Annotated in this window: 14 protein-coding genes and 1 riboswitch; of the genes, 10 read left to right on the forward strand and 4 right to left on the reverse strand. The window is 36.0% G+C overall.

Features of this window, described 5'->3' with window-relative positions; genetic code table 11:
- The first annotated feature begins 10 nt into the window (after positions 1-10).
- Together mutS and VIX88_RS08260 are read left to right on the forward strand one after the other, a co-directional pair.
- Positions 11-2602, forward strand: coding sequence for a DNA mismatch repair protein MutS (mutS, locus tag VIX88_RS08255; protein ID WP_014937675.1), 2592 nt, complete (start codon positions 11-13; stop codon positions 2600-2602).
- A 4-nt stretch (positions 2603-2606) separates the two neighbouring features.
- Positions 2607-2984: a DUF2809 domain-containing protein gene (locus VIX88_RS08260; RefSeq protein WP_214193746.1), complete on the forward strand. Its 378-nt coding sequence runs from the start codon at positions 2607-2609 to the stop codon at positions 2982-2984.
- A 155-nt stretch (positions 2985-3139) separates the two neighbouring features.
- Here VIX88_RS08260 and VIX88_RS08265 read toward each other — a convergent pair whose 3' ends face one another.
- On the reverse strand, positions 3140-4612 hold the full coding sequence (locus VIX88_RS08265; protein ID WP_014937673.1) for a hypothetical protein: 1473 nt from the start codon (positions 4610-4612) through the stop codon (positions 3140-3142).
- A gap of 163 nt (positions 4613-4775) precedes the next feature.
- Positions 4776-5159, reverse strand: a complete 384-nt coding sequence (locus tag VIX88_RS08270) for an HU family DNA-binding protein (RefSeq protein ID WP_014937672.1) — start codon at positions 5157-5159, stop codon at positions 4776-4778.
- Positions 5160-5262: 103 nt separating this feature from the next.
- On the opposite strand from VIX88_RS08270, the gene VIX88_RS08275 reads away from it, so the two are divergent.
- From VIX88_RS08275 to VIX88_RS08295, 5 genes are all read left to right on the forward strand, one after another.
- Positions 5263-6141 (forward strand): IS982-like element ISRa1 family transposase, encoded by an 879-nt coding sequence (locus VIX88_RS08275; RefSeq protein WP_127919818.1) that lies wholly within the window; start codon positions 5263-5265, stop codon positions 6139-6141.
- A gap of 682 nt (positions 6142-6823) precedes the next feature.
- Positions 6824-7540 carry a polyprenol monophosphomannose synthase gene (locus tag VIX88_RS08280; RefSeq protein WP_064970880.1) on the forward strand — a complete coding sequence of 239 codons (717 nt, stop codon included), beginning with the start codon at positions 6824-6826 and terminating at the stop codon, positions 7538-7540.
- A complete protein-coding gene (locus VIX88_RS08285) occupies positions 7537-7935 on the forward strand; it encodes a DUF4296 domain-containing protein (RefSeq protein ID WP_064970882.1) in 399 nt (132 codons plus the stop codon). The genes VIX88_RS08280 and VIX88_RS08285 overlap by 4 nt, the downstream gene beginning before the upstream one ends.
- A 10-nt stretch (positions 7936-7945) precedes the next feature.
- A complete protein-coding gene (gene tgt / locus VIX88_RS08290; RefSeq protein WP_064970884.1) occupies positions 7946-9082 on the forward strand; it encodes a tRNA guanosine(34) transglycosylase Tgt in 1137 nt (378 codons plus the stop codon).
- A 200-nt stretch (positions 9083-9282) separates the two neighbouring features.
- Complete coding sequence (locus tag VIX88_RS08295) at positions 9283-10377, forward strand: LptF/LptG family permease (protein WP_014937666.1); 1095 nt, start codon at positions 9283-9285, stop codon at positions 10375-10377.
- Here the strand turns inward: VIX88_RS08295 and VIX88_RS08300 are convergent.
- Positions 10371-11081, reverse strand: coding sequence for a biotin--[acetyl-CoA-carboxylase] ligase (locus VIX88_RS08300; RefSeq protein ID WP_014937665.1), 711 nt, complete (start codon positions 11079-11081; stop codon positions 10371-10373). The genes VIX88_RS08295 and VIX88_RS08300 overlap by 7 nt on opposite strands.
- Positions 11082-11156: 75 nt before the next feature.
- On the opposite strand from VIX88_RS08300, the gene rsfS reads away from it, so the two are divergent.
- A complete protein-coding gene (gene rsfS, locus VIX88_RS08305) occupies positions 11157-11525 on the forward strand; it encodes a ribosome silencing factor (protein ID WP_004916172.1) in 369 nt (122 codons plus the stop codon).
- A gap of 15 nt (positions 11526-11540) precedes the next feature.
- Positions 11541-13526 (forward strand): ATP-dependent zinc metalloprotease FtsH, encoded by a 1986-nt coding sequence (gene ftsH, locus VIX88_RS08310; protein WP_064970886.1) that lies wholly within the window; start codon positions 11541-11543, stop codon positions 13524-13526.
- A 61-nt stretch (positions 13527-13587) separates the two neighbouring features.
- On the opposite strand, the gene VIX88_RS08315 is transcribed toward ftsH, so the two are convergent.
- Positions 13588-14892 (reverse strand): Na+/H+ antiporter NhaC family protein, encoded by a 1305-nt coding sequence (locus tag VIX88_RS08315; protein ID WP_064970888.1) that lies wholly within the window; start codon positions 14890-14892, stop codon positions 13588-13590.
- A gap of 72 nt (positions 14893-14964) precedes the next feature.
- A riboswitch (SAM-I-IV-variant riboswitch) is annotated at positions 14965-15065 on the reverse strand.
- Positions 15066-15176: 111 nt separating this feature from the next.
- Here VIX88_RS08315 and VIX88_RS08320 point away from each other — a divergent pair.
- On the forward strand, positions 15177-18110 hold the full coding sequence (locus VIX88_RS08320) for a SprB repeat-containing protein (protein WP_064970890.1): 2934 nt from the start codon (positions 15177-15179) through the stop codon (positions 18108-18110).
- Positions 18111-18114 lie beyond the last annotated feature (4 nt).

The following is an 18114-nucleotide window of genomic DNA, read 5'->3' on the forward strand; positions in this document are numbered from 1 at the left end:
CAGGATAGATATGGCAAAAACAAAGAAAGAAACTCCTCTAATGCAACAATACAATAGTATCAAAGCAAAGTACTCTGATGCGATATTACTTTTCAGAGTAGGAGATTTCTATGAAACCTTTGGAGCAGATGCCATTAAAACAGCTCAAATATTAGGAATTGTTCTCACCAAAAGAAATAACGGGGGAGATGGTCAGAGTATAGAGCTTGCAGGGTTTCCACATCATTCTTTAGACTCCTATCTTCCAAAATTAGTAAGAGCAGGTCTTAGAGTGGCAATATGCGACCAATTAGAAGATCCTAAATTGGTAAAAGGTATTGTTAAAAGAGGGGTTACGGAATTGGTAACGCCTGGAGTTACATTTAATGACCAAGTTCTTAATTCTAAGAAAAATAATTTTTTACTTGCCCTTCATAAAGAGAAAGAAAAATATGGTGTGGCTTTAGTAGATATTTCCACTGGAGAATTTTTGTTAGGAGAGGGCAATTTAGAAAAGTTATTACATATCATCAATACCTTTGAACCTAGCGAAATTATTTACCAAAGAACTCAAGAAATTCCTAGTCAAGTTAAAAATAAAAGCGTTTTTAAGATGGAGGATTGGGCATTTCAGTATCATTTCGCTTACGAAAAGCTCACGCAACACTTTAAAACCAATTCTCTTAAAGGCTTCGGAGTAGAAGACTATAAGCTAGGCATTACGGCTGCTGGAGCTATTTTTGCCTATTTGGTGGAGGATACGCATCATAATTTGCTCAATCATATTACTCAGATAAAACTTATTCCACAGGAAGATTATTTAATGATGGATCAGTTTACGCTGAGAAATTTGGAAGTGGTATTTCCTACACATCAAAACGGGAAAAGTCTTTTGGATATTATAGACAAAACAGCCACGCCAATGGGCGGAAGACTTTTGAGAAGAAGATTGATATTGCCACTTAAATCCGTAAATGAAATTAACAGAAGACTTTCTTTAGTTGAATTTTTGAATAACGAGGAGCAGCTAAGATTAGATGTTGCAACAAGGCTTAAAGGTATTTCTGACTTAGACCGATTGATGGGTAAGCTAGCGGCAGAAAAAATTTCACCTAAAGAATTAGGTTATCTTAGACAAAGTTTAGTTTATATTTCCGAGATAAAATCGTTACTGCATCAATATCCTGATGTTTTGGCGTGGCTTAACCCGCTTAATCATTTGGAGGAAGTTATCAATACTTTAGAGAGTAACCTAAACGAGGAACTACCTGTAAACTTAGCCAAAGGCAATGTGATTAAGTTGGGTGTTTCTGACGAGCTAGACCGTTTGAGAGGTTTGCAGAACTCTGGTAAAGATTACCTAGACGAGATGTGCCAAAGGGAAATAGAAAGAACGGGCATTGCTAGTTTGAAAATCAATTTTAATAATGTTTTTGGCTATTATATAGAAGTTAGAAACACACATAAAGACAAAGTTCCTGAAGAATGGATTAGAAAGCAAACACTAGTCAATGCAGAGAGGTACATTACAACAGAACTGAAGGAATACGAAGACCAGATTTTAGGAGCAGAAGAGCGTATAGCCATTCTAGAGCAAGAGCTTTATAGAAAGGTATGCCAAGAGGTACTTGTTTATATAGACCAAATTCAGGAAAACGCACAACTCATCGCACAGCTAGATGTGGCGGTTGGGTTATCAGAGTTGTCTATAGAAAAAGGCTATACTAAACCAGTGCTTAACGATGGCTTTAGTATAGAACTCAAAGAAGCAAGACACCCTATTATAGAAAATGCTTTGCCGTTAGGCGAAAAATACATTCCTAACGATTTGTTTTTAGACCGAGAGGAGCAGCAGATTATTATGGTAACTGGTCCCAATATGGCGGGTAAATCGGCGATATTGAGGCAAACGGCGGTTATTTGTCTCTTGGCACAAATCGGGAGTTTTGTCCCAGCTAAATATGCTTCTATTGGCATTTTAGATAAGATATTTACGAGAGTTGGGGCAACGGACAATCTCTCTGCGGGAGAATCAACCTTTATGGTGGAAATGAATGAAGCCGCTAATATTCTTAATAATATTTCCGACCGAAGTTTAATTCTTTTAGATGAAATAGGGCGAGGTACTTCCACTTATGATGGTGTTTCTATCGCTTGGGCTATTGCGGAATATTTGCATCAGCACCCAACCAAGCCTAAGACCTTATTCGCCACCCACTACCACGAGTTGAATGAAATGACCAATAACTTTGAAAGGATTAAAAACTTCCATATTTCAATTAAAGAGCATAAGGGGAACATTATTTTCCTAAGGAAGTTGGTGTCTGGTGGTAGCGAACATAGCTTTGGTATCCATGTGGCAAAATTGGCAGGAATGCCTGCTACGGTAGTTAATAGAGCTAACGAAATCCTAAAAACTTTGGAAAACAATCGTTCACAGAATGATACAAAAGAATCTATTAAAAGGGTAACGGAAGAAAATTTGCAACTCTCGTTCTTCCAATTAGACGACCCAGTTTTAGAAAATATCAGAGAGGAACTTACCAAGATAGACATCAATACACTCACGCCTATAGAAGCCATGATGAAGCTCAATGCAATCAAAAATATGATAGGTAAATAATATAATGAAATTAAGGTTTAGTCCTTTTTGGTTTGCTATTACCCTATTGTTATTTTTAACAGAGGTAATAATTGCGGTTTGGCTTAAATCCTGTTATTTTATTAGAGCATATCTAGGAGATGTGTTAGTGGTAATTCTTATTTATACCTTTGTTTTGACTTTCTTTAAAATCAAAGAGAAAACTCAACTGATTTTAGGGATATTTTTGTTTTCTGTTGTAGTAGAGATATTACAATATTTTAGCATTGCAGAGAAACTAGGGTTTAGAGAAGGTAGCGTAGGGCATATTGTTATTGGGAACTCTTTCTCTTGGTTAGATATATTGTGCTATGCGGTGGGGTGTGCTTTTATTTTTGTATTGGTTAAAACGAGAGGTAAATAACATAACTTGCGATTTCTCTGCGAACCACTTTTTCTAATTAAAAATATTAGTTTTGTGGCTATTATAGTGCCTCTGTTGTGGGGAACTACTAAAAAGAAAATCACCTGAAGGTTTGTTCTTCAAGTGATTTTTTATAATACTTTTAGAGTACAAAATTACTTAGATAATAGAGTTTCTATTTTAGATAACCTTTCTTTGAGTTCTTTAATTTCGGCATCTTTAGCTTTTAGGGCTTTGTCTTGCTCTATACTGTGCAGATAAAGCTCTTCTATCTTCTCTACATTGGTAAGCTGGGTAGCCATAATATCTATATAGCCTTGTTTTTTAATTTCTGCGGCAGATTGGTACCCTGGCAAATACCCATTGGTTTTTACAAAGTCTTCTACTTGGCTTAGAGTTTTAAAATTATAGTCTGCCTTTAGGCTAGAAGTACCTGTATAATACTTTTGGAACACATAATCTGGGAAGATAGCGGCATTAGCACCTATAAAACCTGTAGCTTTAACATTACCTGCAACTTCTAGTTTTTCGGTTGGAGCTACTATTCCAATCCCCATTTTACCATCTGTAAATTTTACTTTTTCAGAATTACTTAGCCTGTCCCATATAGTTAAATCCCCACCTTCTACTTGTAAATGGAGTCCAGATACCTGACCGTTATTTCTTGCCATTATTTCATTCTTGTCCATCGCTAAATTTTCCTGATCGTATCTACCAATTATGAATGGAACAAATATAGCTCCAAGAGAGACATCGTCATGTGAAGCAACTTGCAATAGACCATGATCCAATGTGTAACCAATCCCTAAACTACCACTTGGTAATAACCCCATTACAGCACGAGGTTGAATATCAGAACTCCTTCTTGTCCACCATGAGATTCCAGATGAAAAAGAATTTATGTTATTGTAATCAGAGATATAACTTCTCATAATACTAGCATTTCTATTTCCTAAAGAATTTACTGTTGGATTACCTACTCTGAATAAAATTTGACCTAAAACATCGCCATTTTGAACTTCTAAAGGACTATTAATTGTTCCTCTATTTTTCTCGAAAACTAATGATGGTGCATTACTATTGTTAACATATCTGTTAATATTTAAACCATATGCTGAGGCACCGAAGAGTAGTTCGTTCAACTTATCTGGAGATTGGAAAGAAGCAGTTATCCCATTTCTTTTCTCCCCTTCTGAATCTAAGAATGGGAGTATAACCTCTCTTCTGAAAATACTTCCATCCATGAATTTATTCTCCTTCCAAATTTCGCTATAACTTCCTGTGGTACTCTTCACCCACTCTGTACCGTTGTAGTAATAGTAGCCTTTTTCAGTGATTTTAGCTACTCTGGCATCTTTAGTACCATCGATGGTAGTAAAACTCGTGTTATCTACATATACTAGTGTCCCCTCTTTAGGGTCGTCTGTTTGAGCCACTCTTTGTTTAGATAATTTAGGAGCGATGAATCCTTCATTGGTAGCTCCTGCTAAATTAGTAGAGCTAGGCTGAACATCTAAAGTTGCTTCGGGATTAGAGGTGTTAATCCCCACCTTACCACTTTGTCCATAAACCGCTAAGCCTAAGCCTAAAAAGGCTAACACACTTAATTTGGTTGTTTTTGTTTTCATAAAATTTAATTTTAAAGTTGTTAATGATTTCGTTTAATTTTTTTCTTTGTTGTCCTTTGGTTAAAAATTCCCTAGCGTGGCGTTTAGAATTTCCAAACTAGGGAATTAAGATTTCCTAGCTTGAGAATTACCATTTCCTAGCTAGGAAATTTTTTGTGGGTAGCTAGGCTTTTTCAAACTTCAGCGTTTGCAGCATCTTTTTAAGGTCAGAACCTGGGGTGAACAATACCTTTGCTGACTTTACTGCTGCCGAAGTTACCTCCTCTTCTTTAGCTTTGCCCTCGCTGCTAAGGCTCACTCTCATACTGCCGAGTTCGCCTAGTCTTACAATTCGTCCTTCTGATAATGAGGTTTGCATTACATCTACTAGGGCATAAAGTACCGCTCTAATGTCTGCTCCACTTACGGTAGAAATCTTCTCGATGTCTTTGGTAAGACCTTCTAGAGTTTTCTCTCCTTGATACACAGACGATGCATAGAACTTTTTGTCGCCTCCGCCCGCCACACCTGGCTGGGCTTTCTGAATGGTTTTGTACTTAATAGACATAATCTAGTATTTAATGACCCGTTGTGCATTATGAAATGAAAAAAACAAGAGTTGTTTATTAGACTGAAAATCAGTATATTGTTTTTGCTATAAAACGATATAAATGAACAACATAGAGCAAATATATGAAAGAATTTTGGAAGTTTTAGGACTTTTTTCAGAAAATCAACTGATTAGTTATCAGAGAAGAACACCTAAAATGAGCGATTTAGAAGTCATAAGTCTTAATATTACTGCTGAATACTTGAGTATTGATAGCGAATTACAGTTCTTTAGAAAATTGCCAAACTCTCTGATAAACAAAATTGAAAGAAGTGTTTACAATAAGCGAAAACGAAGACTATCCCTACAAACAGAGCAAATTAGACAGCGTATTTCGATGGAGTTCAATGAGTTTGAAGATATTTTTATCGTTGATAGCATGCCAATGAAAGTTTGTGAAAATGCTCGTTCTACTCGTTCAAAAATTTGTAAAGAGCAATCCTATTCTTCACCAACATATGGTTATTGTGCTTCACAGAAATTATATTTCTATGGCTATAAACTACACGCAGTATGTTCTTTAAATGGTGTGATTAAGAATTTTGATATAAGCCCTGCATCCGTTCACGACATCCACTATTTAAAAGATATTGGTGAGCAAATGCGAAACTGTACTTTAATTGGAGATAGAGGCTATTTATCAGCAAAAGTTCAAATAGATTTATTTAACTATGCTAATATTAAATTAGATACACCAATGAGAAGTAATCAGAAAGATTATATTCCTCAATTTTCATTGTACAAGAAAAAGCGAAAACGAATTGAGACATTTTTCTCTCAACTTTGCGACCAATTTATGATTAAAAGAAACAATGCTAAAACTTTTGAAGGCTTTAAAACAAGGATAATCAGTAAAATAACCGCCGCAACGGTTATTCAATATATCAATAAATTTATCTTCCAAAGAAAATTAAATCATCTAAAAATCAGTATTATTTAAAATGCACAACGAGTTTAATGGTTAATTGTTAATGTTCAATGGTTATCTAAAATCTAATCTCTCATATCTAACTTCTAACCTTAAAAAACGCCTTTCCTCTCTAAACACACACAAAACGAGAGGAAAGGCTAAAGCAGAAAGAAAGTGAAAACTCCCTTTCTGAACGCTAAAAGCACCCAACAAGAACGACCATGTTGTAAGACAAAACAATGGTGCTTTTAGTAAATATTGATGAAAGCTAAAATTAGAATAGTATAAACACCAAAAGCCCCCAACAAAAGTTGGCGGAATAATATTTTGTTTTAACGATAAAAGTCTAAAGAATTTTCTAGATAATACAGCACATACCCACAAAACTATCTGTGTGTGTTTACAAAATTATTTGGAACTGCCAAATAATTTTGTAACTTTTTCACATTTGGTTGTATGTTGCTGATAAAGTAAGGCATAGCGATGGCAAATGTAAAAACTTTTTTTGATGCGAGCAAGAGGAGGGGCTATTTTTCAGTAGAGGGAGAATATAAGACCGCCATTGTTTAAGAGTAATTATGTTTTGAACCAATGTCCGTTATGGGGTTATCTAAGAAAAGGCTAATGGATACCCCACCAATTAAATGGTTAAAAAGTTAATTCTGCATATTTGAATAAAAGACTTAACTTTGCAGACTATTAGTTTTTTTGAATGAAAAAAATCGTTGTCATTCCTACCTATAACGAAAAAGAAAATATACAGTCCATTATTCAAGCGGTGATGGACTTAGAAGGAGGTTTTCATATTTTGGTCGTAGATGATTCCTCTCCTGATGGTACGGCGGATATTGTTCGTTCTATGCAGAGTCTTTTTCAGGATAGGCTTCATTTAACCGTAAGAAAAGTAAAAGATGGTTTGGGCAAGGCTTATTTGCACGGCTTCCGTTGGGCAATAGAGCAAGGCTATGATTTTATTTTTGAGATGGACGCCGATTTTTCTCATAATCCAAAAGACTTACCTAGACTTTATGAGGCGTGTTTAGATGCGGATATGTCGGTAGGCTCTCGTTATTCCCAAGGGGTTAATGTGGTTAATTGGCCTATGGGAAGGGTTTTGCTATCTTATTTCGCGTCTAAATATGTAAGGTTTATTTTAGGTTTACCAGTACACGACACTACGGCAGGTTTTGTCTGCTTCAAAAAAGACACACTTCTAAAAATAGGGTTAGAAAAGGTAAAACTAAAAGGTTATGGCTTTCAGGTGGAAATGAAATATAGAGTATTCAAAAAAGGATTAAAAATAAAAGAAGTCCCTATTATTTTTACCGATAGAACCAAAGGCGAGTCTAAAATGAATGGTGGAATCATTAAAGAAGCAGTAATAGGTGTACTTAATCTAAGATGGAAGGCTTTAATAGGTAGATTATGAGTAGGTTGATTGGGCTTTTTTTTGTGATGATATTCGTGGTAGCTTGTAGACATTCAGTCGAAGCTCCTAAAGATTTATTATCCAAAGAAGAAATGGCACAGATAGTAGCAGACTTTGCTGTTTATACACAGTCTTCCGATTTTACTAGAAATATGGATATGGAGGAAGTCAGTCGTTTTGTGATGAATAAAAATAAAGCCAAAGGCAAAGCATTTGAAGATAGTTTTAAATACTATTTGAACAAACCGTCTGATGTAGATAAAATTTATGATATGGCTCAAGATATATTGCTTAATGATTCAGACTTAGAGGAGTATATTAAGAAGAAAGAAGGAGAGAATAAAAATCAAAATAAAGAAGAAAAAATTAATGCAGGAGATTTACAACAACAATAATAACAACACAATGTCAAAACCATTTTTTAGTATAGAAAAAACTACCGAATCTAAGGCTAGAGCAGGAGTAATTAGTACCGCTCATGGAGAAATCCAAACGCCTATTTTTATGCCTGTGGGTACGGTAGCATCGGTAAAAACACTACATCAAAGAGAAATAAGAGACGATGTTAAGGCACAAATTATTTTAGGTAACACCTATCATCTTTACCTAAGGCCAGGTATGGAAGTGATGGAGAAAGCAGGAGGACTACATCGTTTTATGAACTGGGAGCGTCCTATCCTTACGGACTCTGGAGGTTATCAGGTCTTTTCTCTTTCAAAAAGTAGAAAAATGACGGAGGAAGGGGTTAAATTTAAATCTCATATTGATGGAAGCTACCATTTCATTTCTCCAGAAAAATCTATGGAAATACAAAGGCAGATAGGAGCCGATATTTTTATGGCGTTTGATGAGTGTACACCTTACCCTTGTGAGTATAATCAAGCCAAAGCCTCTATGGAACTCACCCACAGGTGGCTCAAGCGTTGTATAGAATGGACAGAAAATAATGCTGAATTGTATGGTCATAAACAGCGTTTATTTCCGATAGTTCAAGGCTCTACTTACTCTGATTTAAGAAAGATTTCCGCTGAAGTTATTTCAGAGGCAGGAGCTGAAGGTAACGCCATTGGAGGGCTTTCGGTAGGAGAACCAGAAGAAGAAATGTACCGAATTACCAACGAGGTTACCGATATTCTTCCAAAAGAAAAACCAAGATATTTAATGGGCGTAGGCACACCGTGGAATATTTTGGAAAGCATAGGTTTGGGAGTGGATATGATGGATTGTGTGATGCCAACTAGAAACGCCCGAAACGGAATGTTATTCACTTGGCAAGGCGTTATGAATATGAAAAACCAAAAATGGAAAGACGATTTTTCTCCGTTAGATGAGATGGGGACGAGCTTCGTAGACAAGGAGTATTCTAAGGCTTATGTAAGGCATCTTTTTGTAGCTAAAGAATATTTAGGTAAGCAGATTGCTTCTATACACAATTTGGCATTCTATTTAGATTTGGTAAAGGTGGCTAGAGAGCATATCTTAGTAGGGGATTTCTACGAGTGGAAGGAGCAGATTGTACCAGTTTTAAAACAAAGGCTTTAGTGAGTTTACAACTTTTAGTAAAGTTAGGGCGTTTCCCTCTCCAGGGCTAAAGTCTAGCGGCTAGGGTCGGGCTATCGCTCATACGCCTTCGGTCATTGCCGCTCCGCTTCGCTCCGCGGCTTCTTCCCTTCGGGGTATCCACTCTATCCCTAACGCGGTAGCTGCCAAAACAAAAAATAGAGAAAAGTAAGAATTAAATTATGAAAATAATAGACGCCTATATCATCAAGAAATTTTTAGGGACATTAGTTTTTATGCTAGTGTTGTTATCTATTATTGTGATAGTGGTGGACATACAGGCGAAAGCTCCCAACATAGAGAAAAGTGGTTACACGGTGGGGTACTTTTTATTACACTTCTATCCGTTTTGGATGATATATCTTATCCTTACCTTTATGTCTATTTTGGTGTTTATTTCCGTCATTTACTTTTCATCTCGTATGGCGGATAATACCGAAATTGTAGCCATTGTAAGTAGCGGAGCTAGTTTTCATAGATTTGCAAGACCATACTTTATGGTAGCAGTTGGGATAGCCTTGTTTATGTTGATGCTTAATCATTTTGCCTTGCCTTGGGCTAATGTTAAAAAGAACGAACTGATGGTTTTTACCGAAAGCCAAGTAAGGCAAGATGAGAAGAACAGAAGTGTTCCCATTTCAGCTCAGATGTCGCCAACAGAATATGTATTTATAGGCTCTTATCACAGGAAGGAAGCAAGAGGCTCGGATTACCTTTACCAAAAATTTGATAAAAACAACAAACTTATACATCAAATTAGAGGAGATTATGTCTCTTGGGACGAAAAAAAACAAGCCTTTTCCATCACCTCTTTTTATGAAAAAAAGGCAGGTAAAAACGAAACGGAAAAGCTAAGTAATGGTACGCAGACCTATCAGAGTTTTGGTTATCCACCAGAAGAGCTTTTTCCAGACGAGCTTTTAGGTGAGAACAAAACAACACCAGAGCTAGTGAAATTCATCAATAGAGAGAAAATAAAAGGCAACGGTAACATCAATGCTTATCTCAATGAGCTTCACGCACGCACCTCAATGCCTGTTTCTATTATAATTTTAACTATTTTAGGCTTGGCTCTAGCGTCCGAAAAAAAGAGAGGAGGGATAGGAGTCAACCTTGCTGTGGGGATAGCTTTGGCATTTGTGTTTATTTTCTCATTTGAGGCACTTAAAGTGGTTTCATCTAGTAAAATACTCACACCTTTCGTAGCGATGTGGATGCCTAATTTTGTATTTGCTCCGCTTGCCTTATTGCTGTATTTCAGAAGGGCTCGTCAGTAGAGCATTTGGATTTCCTTATGGTAAAACTTATGCAGTTGCTCGTCTTCTAGTTCTATCCAAAGATATCCTTCGGCATCTGCTTTTCGGATAATGCCATTTTGTCTTACGCCTTTAATGTCAAACACGCAGACCTCGTCTTTTTTGAAAAGAGTATTATTAAGTATTTCTAGAATTTGGGCTTCTGTTTTTGGTTGTGCTATTTCGTTAGCAAAAAATTCAAAGAACTCTTTAGCAAGTAGATGAGGTTCAAAAGAGCGATGAGTTTGCGTATAGATAGATCCTGCTTTCGGGAAATGCTCAAAGTTTTGTTGCAATACATTGATGCCGATGCCAATGACTAAACAGTTATTTTTCTTTTCAAGAAGGATACCTGATACTTTCTTTTGGTTAAGTATAATGTCGTTTGGCCACTTGATTTTTGGATGAATTTGGGTCAAATTGGCAATAAAATCTCTCACGATAATGGCGGTATAATAATTGATGATAGAAACCGCAAACGGAAATCTATCCAGAGAAACTGCTAGGCTGATGGCGATGTTTTCGTTAGGATTTATTTCCCAAGAATTGCCGTATTGTCCCTTTCCTTGAGTTTGGTTAAGTGTATAGACACCTACTAAATCTTCTTTTTGGAGAATAGAGGGAACAAAGTTGATAATCTCGTCATTGGTAGAATTACATTCGGTAAGATGATGTAAGATTTTCATAATGGGCAAAATTACGGTGTTAAAGTAGATAAAATAAATAAAAAACAATTAAATTTGCAGATAATACATTTTTGAATGAGTAATACAAACGATAAACAAGAGTTGATAGACACTATCATTAGAGCAATACAAGATACTAAGGGAGAAGATATCCAAGTTCTTAATTTAACTAAAATAGAAAATGCCGTAGCAGATTATTTTATTATCTGTAGTGGTAACTCTAATACTCAGGTATCAGCTATTGCAGGGAATATAGAGAAAACAGTGCGTAACGAGCTTAAAGAACGCCCTTGGCATACCGAAGGTGCAGAAAATGCATTGTGGGTACTGGTAGATTATGTATCTGTAGTGGTGCATGTTTTCCAAAAACACATTAGAGAATATTACGAAATAGAGGAGCTTTGGGGAGATGCAGAAGTAACCAAAATAGAAGATTTAAATTAAATTTAAGAAAAAAGTATGGATAAAAATAAAGGGTTTAACTGGTTCTACTTACTTATTTTTGGTGCTTTGGCAGTTTTATTTTTGCCAAAGTTGTTTTCTTCATCTAATACGAAAACCATCAATGAAGATGAGTTTTTTAATATGATGAGAGGAGGCAAAGTAGAGAACCTTGTCTTAATGAGAGACTCTAAAGAAGGCTTAGTTTTTCTAAACAAAACTGCGAAAACAGCCTCAAAAGGTACTTCACAAGCGGATAATCCACTTATGGCATTGCAGCCATCGCCAGATTTTAAATTTGCTTTTGGAGATTTACAATATTTTCAGCAGAGATATGATGCTATAAAGAAAGAAAACCCTCAGGTAAAAACTTCTATGGACTTTGATGATTCTGAATCGCCAATGCAGAGCTTATTATTCCAAGCGTTGTTTTGGATAGGGATTATGTTTTTGTTCTATTTTGTTATCTTCAGAAAAATGCCTGGAGGCAGTGGTGCCGGTGGTCAGATTTTCAACATAGGAAAATCGAGAGCTAAGCTTTTTGATGAAAAAGATAAAGTGCAGGTAACATTTAAAGACGTTGCAGGATTAGAAGGAGCTAAAGAGGAAGTACAAGAAGTAGTGGATTTCCTTAAAAACGCAGAGAAATATACTAAACTGGGCGGAAAGATACCTAAAGGAGTTCTTCTTGTAGGACCTCCAGGTACAGGTAAAACTTTATTGGCTAAAGCAGTTGCTGGTGAAGCTAAAGTACCTTTCTTTTCGTTGTCTGGTTCAGACTTTGTAGAGATGTTTGTGGGAGTTGGGGCTTCTAGAGTGAGAGATTTGTTTGCTCAAGCTAAAGCAAAATCACCAGCCATCATATTTATAGACGAGATAGATGCTATTGGTAGAGCTAGAGGTAGAGGTGCTTTTACGGGAGGAAATGATGAAAGAGAAAATACGCTAAACCAACTTTTAACAGAAATGGACGGTTTCGGTACAGACACTAATGTGATAGTGATGGCGGCAACTAACCGTGCAGATATTTTGGATAAAGCCTTGATGCGTGCAGGAAGGTTTGACCGCTCTATCTATGTGGATTTACCTGAATTACACGAGAGAAAACAGATATTTAATGTTCATTTAGCTAAAATAAAACTAGACAATACCGTAGAGGTAGAGTTTTTGGCAAAACAAACACCTGGTTTTAGTGGTGCAGATATTGCGAATGTGTGTAATGAGGCGGCATTAGTAGCGGCAAGAAAAGGTCATGAAGCGGTAGGAAAGCAAGATTTCTTAGATGCGGTGGATAGAATTATAGGAGGACTAGAGAAGAAAAATAAAGCCATTAAACCTTCCGAGAAGAGAAGGGTAGCATTCCACGAAGCTGGGCATGCGAGTATTAGTTGGTTAGTAGAACACGCTGCACCGTTGCTTAAGGTAACTATTGTTCCTAGAGGGCGTTCTTTGGGTGCAGCTTGGTATCTTCCAGAGGAAAGGCAGCTTACTACTACAGAGCAGATGTTAGATGAAATGTGTGCAACTCTAGGTGGTAGAGCAGCAGAGCAAGTAGTATTTGGAACCATCTCTACGGGAGCATTGTCTGATTTGGAAAGAGTTACAAAGCAGGCTCAAGCGATGGTTACCATTTATGGATTAAATGATAAGGTAGGGAATATTTCTTATTACGATAGTTCAGGACAGCAAGAATATAGTTTTAGCAAGCCATATTCTGAGCAAACGGCTAAAATGATAGACGAAGAAATTTCTAAAATTATTGAAGGTCAGTACCAAAGAGCTATCAATATTTTGAACGAAAATAGAGATAAACTAGATGCATTAGCGGAAAAACTCCTTGAGAAAGAAGTTATCTTCCGTGAAGATTTAGAAGCGATATTTGGTAAAAGAGCATGGGACCCAGAACTTACTGAAACTCCCGTTTCATCTACAGAAGATATTAAGAAAGATGATAAGCCAGTGGTGATTGATAATGATGAAGAAAGACAAGGGCTAAATCAATAATAATAGAAAACTAAAAACAAAAACAGACTGCTTTTTGATAAGGCAGTCTGTTTTTGTTTTTTTATGTTTGTGTCTTCTTCGCTTCTTTAGAGAAAAAAATCCAAAGGAGTACACATAAAAGCAATAGAATAGGATAAAAAGTATAGCTTACTAAGTTAAAATAATCAATACGGTTATTGCTTAGTCCAATGATAATAAGTATCTGAGCTCCATAAGGGAGAAGACCTTGTATAACACAAGAGAAAATATCTAGTACAGAAGCCATAAATCTAGGAGCTATTTTATAGTGTGTACTTATATTTTTAGCAATTTTACCTGATATAATAATAGCTATCGTGTTATTAGCAGTTGCCATATCTACAAGGCTTACAAGCGTACCTACACCTAGTAAAGCAGACTTTCTTCCTGAAATAATTTTTTTTATTCTGTTAAGAAGAAAATCCATTCCTCCAGCTTTTTCAACTAAGGCAGCTAAGCCTCCTGTGAAAAAGGAAAGTATAAAAATCTCTTGCATACTGGTGAAACCTTCATATATTTTTTTACTAATTTCTAGTATCCCAAAATCCAAAATAAAAAAACCTAAAAAACTACTAAATAAAACACCTAGTAGAAGCACTAAAAAAACATTAATGCCCATAAGCGAAAGGAGTATTACTAATAGATATGGTAGTATTAAAAATAGCTGATAGGTATTAGTTGGAGAGGTGCTAGATGTGATGTTGCTGGCAGGAGTATTTGTATTTGCTAATACAATATACAGTACACAGGTAACGATAGCAGCAGGAATAGCTATTTTAAGATTGGTCCTTAGCTTGTCCTTCATTTCACATCCAAGTGTTTGGGTAGCGGCTATGGTAGTATCCGAAATTACGGATAGGTTATCTCCTAGCATAGCTCCACCTAATAGTGCCGCTCCTAATAGGTTAATATCTATACCTTTGTCAGCGAATCCAACTACCACAGAGCCTAAAGCTACAATAGTTCCTACAGAAGTTCCTGATGATATCGAAATAAAAGATGCAATTATAAAAACGCCGACAGGTATATATGAAAAAGGGATAATATTAACTCCTAAATTTACAATGATATCTACACTTCCTATAGATTTTGATACTACAGCAAAAGCTCCAGCAAGAAGATAAATAATACACATATTGAGTATCTTGTGATCGCCACAACCATTTAGAAAGGTGTCTATTTTTTCGCTAAGTTTTCCTTTAAATAGAAGGAAAGCAGATATAATCCCTACCATTACAGCGATAGGAGATGGAAGAGCATAAAAATCATTAAAATAAATACCACTACCAATAAAGATGGATACAAACACCAGTAGAGGAATAACTGAGATAATAGATGCGTTTTTCATTTTTCAATACAGTTTTTCTAATCTGCATTTACCAATGAACCTCGTTGTAACTCAAGAAATAATGTGGGAGGATAAAACAACATTTTTTCCTTTATTTAAGGCTTATCATTTTCAGCACCTTGCTTGTTGTTGCAGGTTGCTACCTTTCTTATAGAAGGTTCTTGATAAATACAATGCGACAAATATAGAAAATTTAATTTTTATTAACAAAAGTTAAATTTTGGCATAATATTTACATTATCATCCCTCAATATATATTGTGATATATTAAATAATACTTATGTTTGCACAAAAATTACGCACACTATGATAAAAAAACTACTAAGTTTGACTTTGGTCATACTCCCTTTGCTTTTTTAGCACAATTACAGAGTTTTACAATTAGTCTCACAGGAACTCCAGAGATTTGTACTAACAACGGTACGCTTTCTTGGACGACTAGTGGAACCACCGCTAACTCTAGTATAGTTTATAGTATTTATAAAACTTCCGATTTAAGTAAGGCTATTGAAACGACAAGTTTGTTAACTTTTACTGGGCTTCCTGCAGGTACTTATAGAGTAGTAGCCACACAAACTCTAAGTGGTACTACACAAAGCAACCAAGCTACAAGTAACGATTTTACTATTGCCGACCAAAAAACACCAATTACCAATGTAAGTTCTCAAGTAGTAAGTAACGAAACTTGTGGTAATGATGGCTCTTTTCGGGTTACTGTTACAGGAGGAAGATCACCTTACCGTTATCAGATTTTAGATGATAGTAATGTGGTGGTTTCAGAATTTCAAGATGACGCAAACACCTATACTTTTACAGGACTTAAAGCGGGTAACCACAGATATAGAGTAATAGATGATTGTGGAACAGGTTTCGTAAGAGGGAGAGAAATTCAAAATCAAGTAAGTAATTTTACAGAAATAGTGTTTAAAGGTACACCTACTCAAGATTGTGAAGGTGTGCAACTAACTTACGAAGGTACAAGATATTATTATGCACGTCACATAAAGCTACCTTTATCTATTAAAATGGAATATACCAACCCTAATACAGGAGCAATAGAAACTGTTTCAGGTACTGATACTAATATGCCTATAATACCATATTTTAAAGGAGTGAGTCAGCTACAATTGAAAACAACTACAACAGATGCTTGTGGTAGAAAGGTAACTCAATATAATGATTTTAAATATAGTGCTTCTTATAATGCCTTTATAGGAAATACATCAGGAGTTTGCCCTGGACAATACTTCAGTACTTATGCTGTAGATACTTGGCAGGCTAATTATACTCTTGTTTCAAAATATCGTGTGAACTTTATTTCTGCACCTCAGGGTTTTGACCCTTTGGTTTACAATAGTAATCATGGGCAATTGCGTACAGTTCATCGTTATGGAAGTTACTCACAAGCATTACCTGAGGGTACTTATAAATATCAAATTATAGATGAATGTGGTAATATACAACAAGAGAATACACTTGTTATTACTCAACCATTATTTCAATTACAGGTAGGTCAAGTAGGAAGTTGTAGCTCATCAGCAGTAACACTTTCAGGATATGCAAAAAAATCAAGTTCTCTTGAGACATTTCCTTTGATTAATACTCGTATTACTTCTGCTCCTCAAGCATTTATAGATCAATATGAACCTTTGCCATACATCATTCCTGATGATGCTTTTGTAACACAAGATGGTCATAAAGATGCGTTTTTATTGATTGATATTCCTCCAGGTGCTTATACCTTTAGTTCTGAAACAACTTGTAATAGTTCTGTATCAACTTTTGATATCAATGCTAGTGTAAATCAGCAAGTTGATCCAACTACAAGAATAGAGTTTAACTGTGCTGGACAATTTAAGTTTATAAGAGATTCTGGTAGTGGTTCGATAGTAGATTATCAAAAATTTTTTCCAGAAAAAAATGCTTGGGGGACGAGTCCAATGGATGCTGTACCATCATATGTTGGTACGTTTAGATCTCATCCAAATGAATGGAATACTCAGTCAGCTGGGAAGTATAGGATTATTTCAACTCCAAGATTTTATAGAGAAATAGTTGACAATAAAATTGTAGCTAGGGTTTGTGACCCTATAGTTCTTAAAGAATTTGAGATAGGAGCTACACTTACTTTTTCTAATGCTTATGCATTTGCTTGTGCAAATGGGACTTATGATGTTGCTTTATCTGCAAGTGGTGGTACAGCTCCTTTAACTTACGCTATAGTATCCTCGGAAGCTAATGATGCTACAACAATTAAAGATAACGGAACCAACCCTATATTTGAAGGGCTTGCAGGAGGTACTTATTTCTTCCGTGTGTATGACCAGTGTGGTAACTTCCAAACAAGAAAATTGGATATAGCTAAGCTTGGTCGTCCAGGTATTCGTATGGTTCCTGTGTGTGCATCTAATGAGCTAAGTCTCGTGGTAGATGGGCTAGATTATCTAAACTACGAGTGGACAAAAGAAGGAGAACCTAATAATATCTTATCTACTACCAATGTACTAAATCTAGGAACATATACAGCCGATAAAGCTGGTATTTATCATATACGTCTTAGTACTAACTCGGCTACAAGCTGTATCAATACAACTTTAGACCTAAAACTTACAGAAGATGCACTCACTGCAGCTAAAGCAGGAACTGGTCAAACCGTTAACCTTACTTATGATGAAAATATGGGTACCAATCTTAACCTTTTTGATTATCTTCAAGGAAACTATGACGGTTTTGGAACATGGACAGAAACTACCACACCATCAAGTAGTCTTTTGATAGGTAACCAGTGGAGAGTTAGTTCAGCACAATCAGGTACTTATAGTTTTAAGTATACAGTTACAGGAGCTTGTGGAGGAGTAACAGATACCGCAACAGTGATTATTAACTTGGCTAAAGTTTGTTACAAAAAGCCAGTTATAAGTGCGGCAGGAGATGCACTCCCTACTAAGGTGGGAATTACGTCTCTCTCTAGAGCAGGAGCAGATGCACAAGGAGAGAATTGGCCAATGGTAAGAGAGGGTGGTTGGATCGCTTTAGAGTCAAATACTAAAGGATTTGTAGTAAACAGAGTTCCTTTTGATACTAACGGTCTTCCTGTTGGGATTCCAGTAGCTAACTTTGTAGCAGGTATGATGGTTTATGATACCACAAATAACTGTCTAAAGATTTATAACGGTAGTATTTGGAGTTGTTTTTCAACACAAACTTGCCCAGAGTAATTTT

This window comes from Riemerella anatipestifer (assembly GCF_035666175.1).
In the GTDB taxonomy this organism is placed as follows: Bacteria; Bacteroidota; Bacteroidia; order Flavobacteriales; family Weeksellaceae; genus Riemerella; species Riemerella anatipestifer_D.

Coding starts and splice junctions, on each gene's coding strand:
- mutS (WP_014937675.1), top strand. CDS start 11: ATGGCAAAAACAAAGAAAGAAACTCCTCTAATGCAACAATACAATAGT.
- VIX88_RS08260 (WP_214193746.1), top strand. CDS start 2,607: ATGAAATTAAGGTTTAGTCCTTTTTGGTTTGCTATTACCCTATTGTTA.
- VIX88_RS08265 (WP_014937673.1), bottom strand. CDS start 4,612: ATGAAAACAAAAACAACCAAATTAAGTGTGTTAGCCTTTTTAGGCTTA.
- VIX88_RS08270 (WP_014937672.1), bottom strand. CDS start 5,159: ATGTCTATTAAGTACAAAACCATTCAGAAAGCCCAGCCAGGTGTGGCG.
- VIX88_RS08275 (WP_127919818.1), top strand. CDS start 5,263: ATGAACAACATAGAGCAAATATATGAAAGAATTTTGGAAGTTTTAGGA.
- VIX88_RS08280 (WP_064970880.1), top strand. CDS start 6,824: ATGAAAAAAATCGTTGTCATTCCTACCTATAACGAAAAAGAAAATATA.
- VIX88_RS08285 (WP_064970882.1), top strand. CDS start 7,537: ATGAGTAGGTTGATTGGGCTTTTTTTTGTGATGATATTCGTGGTAGCT.
- tgt (WP_064970884.1), top strand. CDS start 7,946: ATGTCAAAACCATTTTTTAGTATAGAAAAAACTACCGAATCTAAGGCT.
- VIX88_RS08295 (WP_014937666.1), top strand. CDS start 9,283: ATGAAAATAATAGACGCCTATATCATCAAGAAATTTTTAGGGACATTA.
- VIX88_RS08300 (WP_014937665.1), bottom strand. CDS start 11,081: ATGAAAATCTTACATCATCTTACCGAATGTAATTCTACCAATGACGAG.
- rsfS (WP_004916172.1), top strand. CDS start 11,157: ATGAGTAATACAAACGATAAACAAGAGTTGATAGACACTATCATTAGA.
- ftsH (WP_064970886.1), top strand. CDS start 11,541: ATGGATAAAAATAAAGGGTTTAACTGGTTCTACTTACTTATTTTTGGT.
- VIX88_RS08315 (WP_064970888.1), bottom strand. CDS start 14,892: ATGAAAAACGCATCTATTATCTCAGTTATTCCTCTACTGGTGTTTGTA.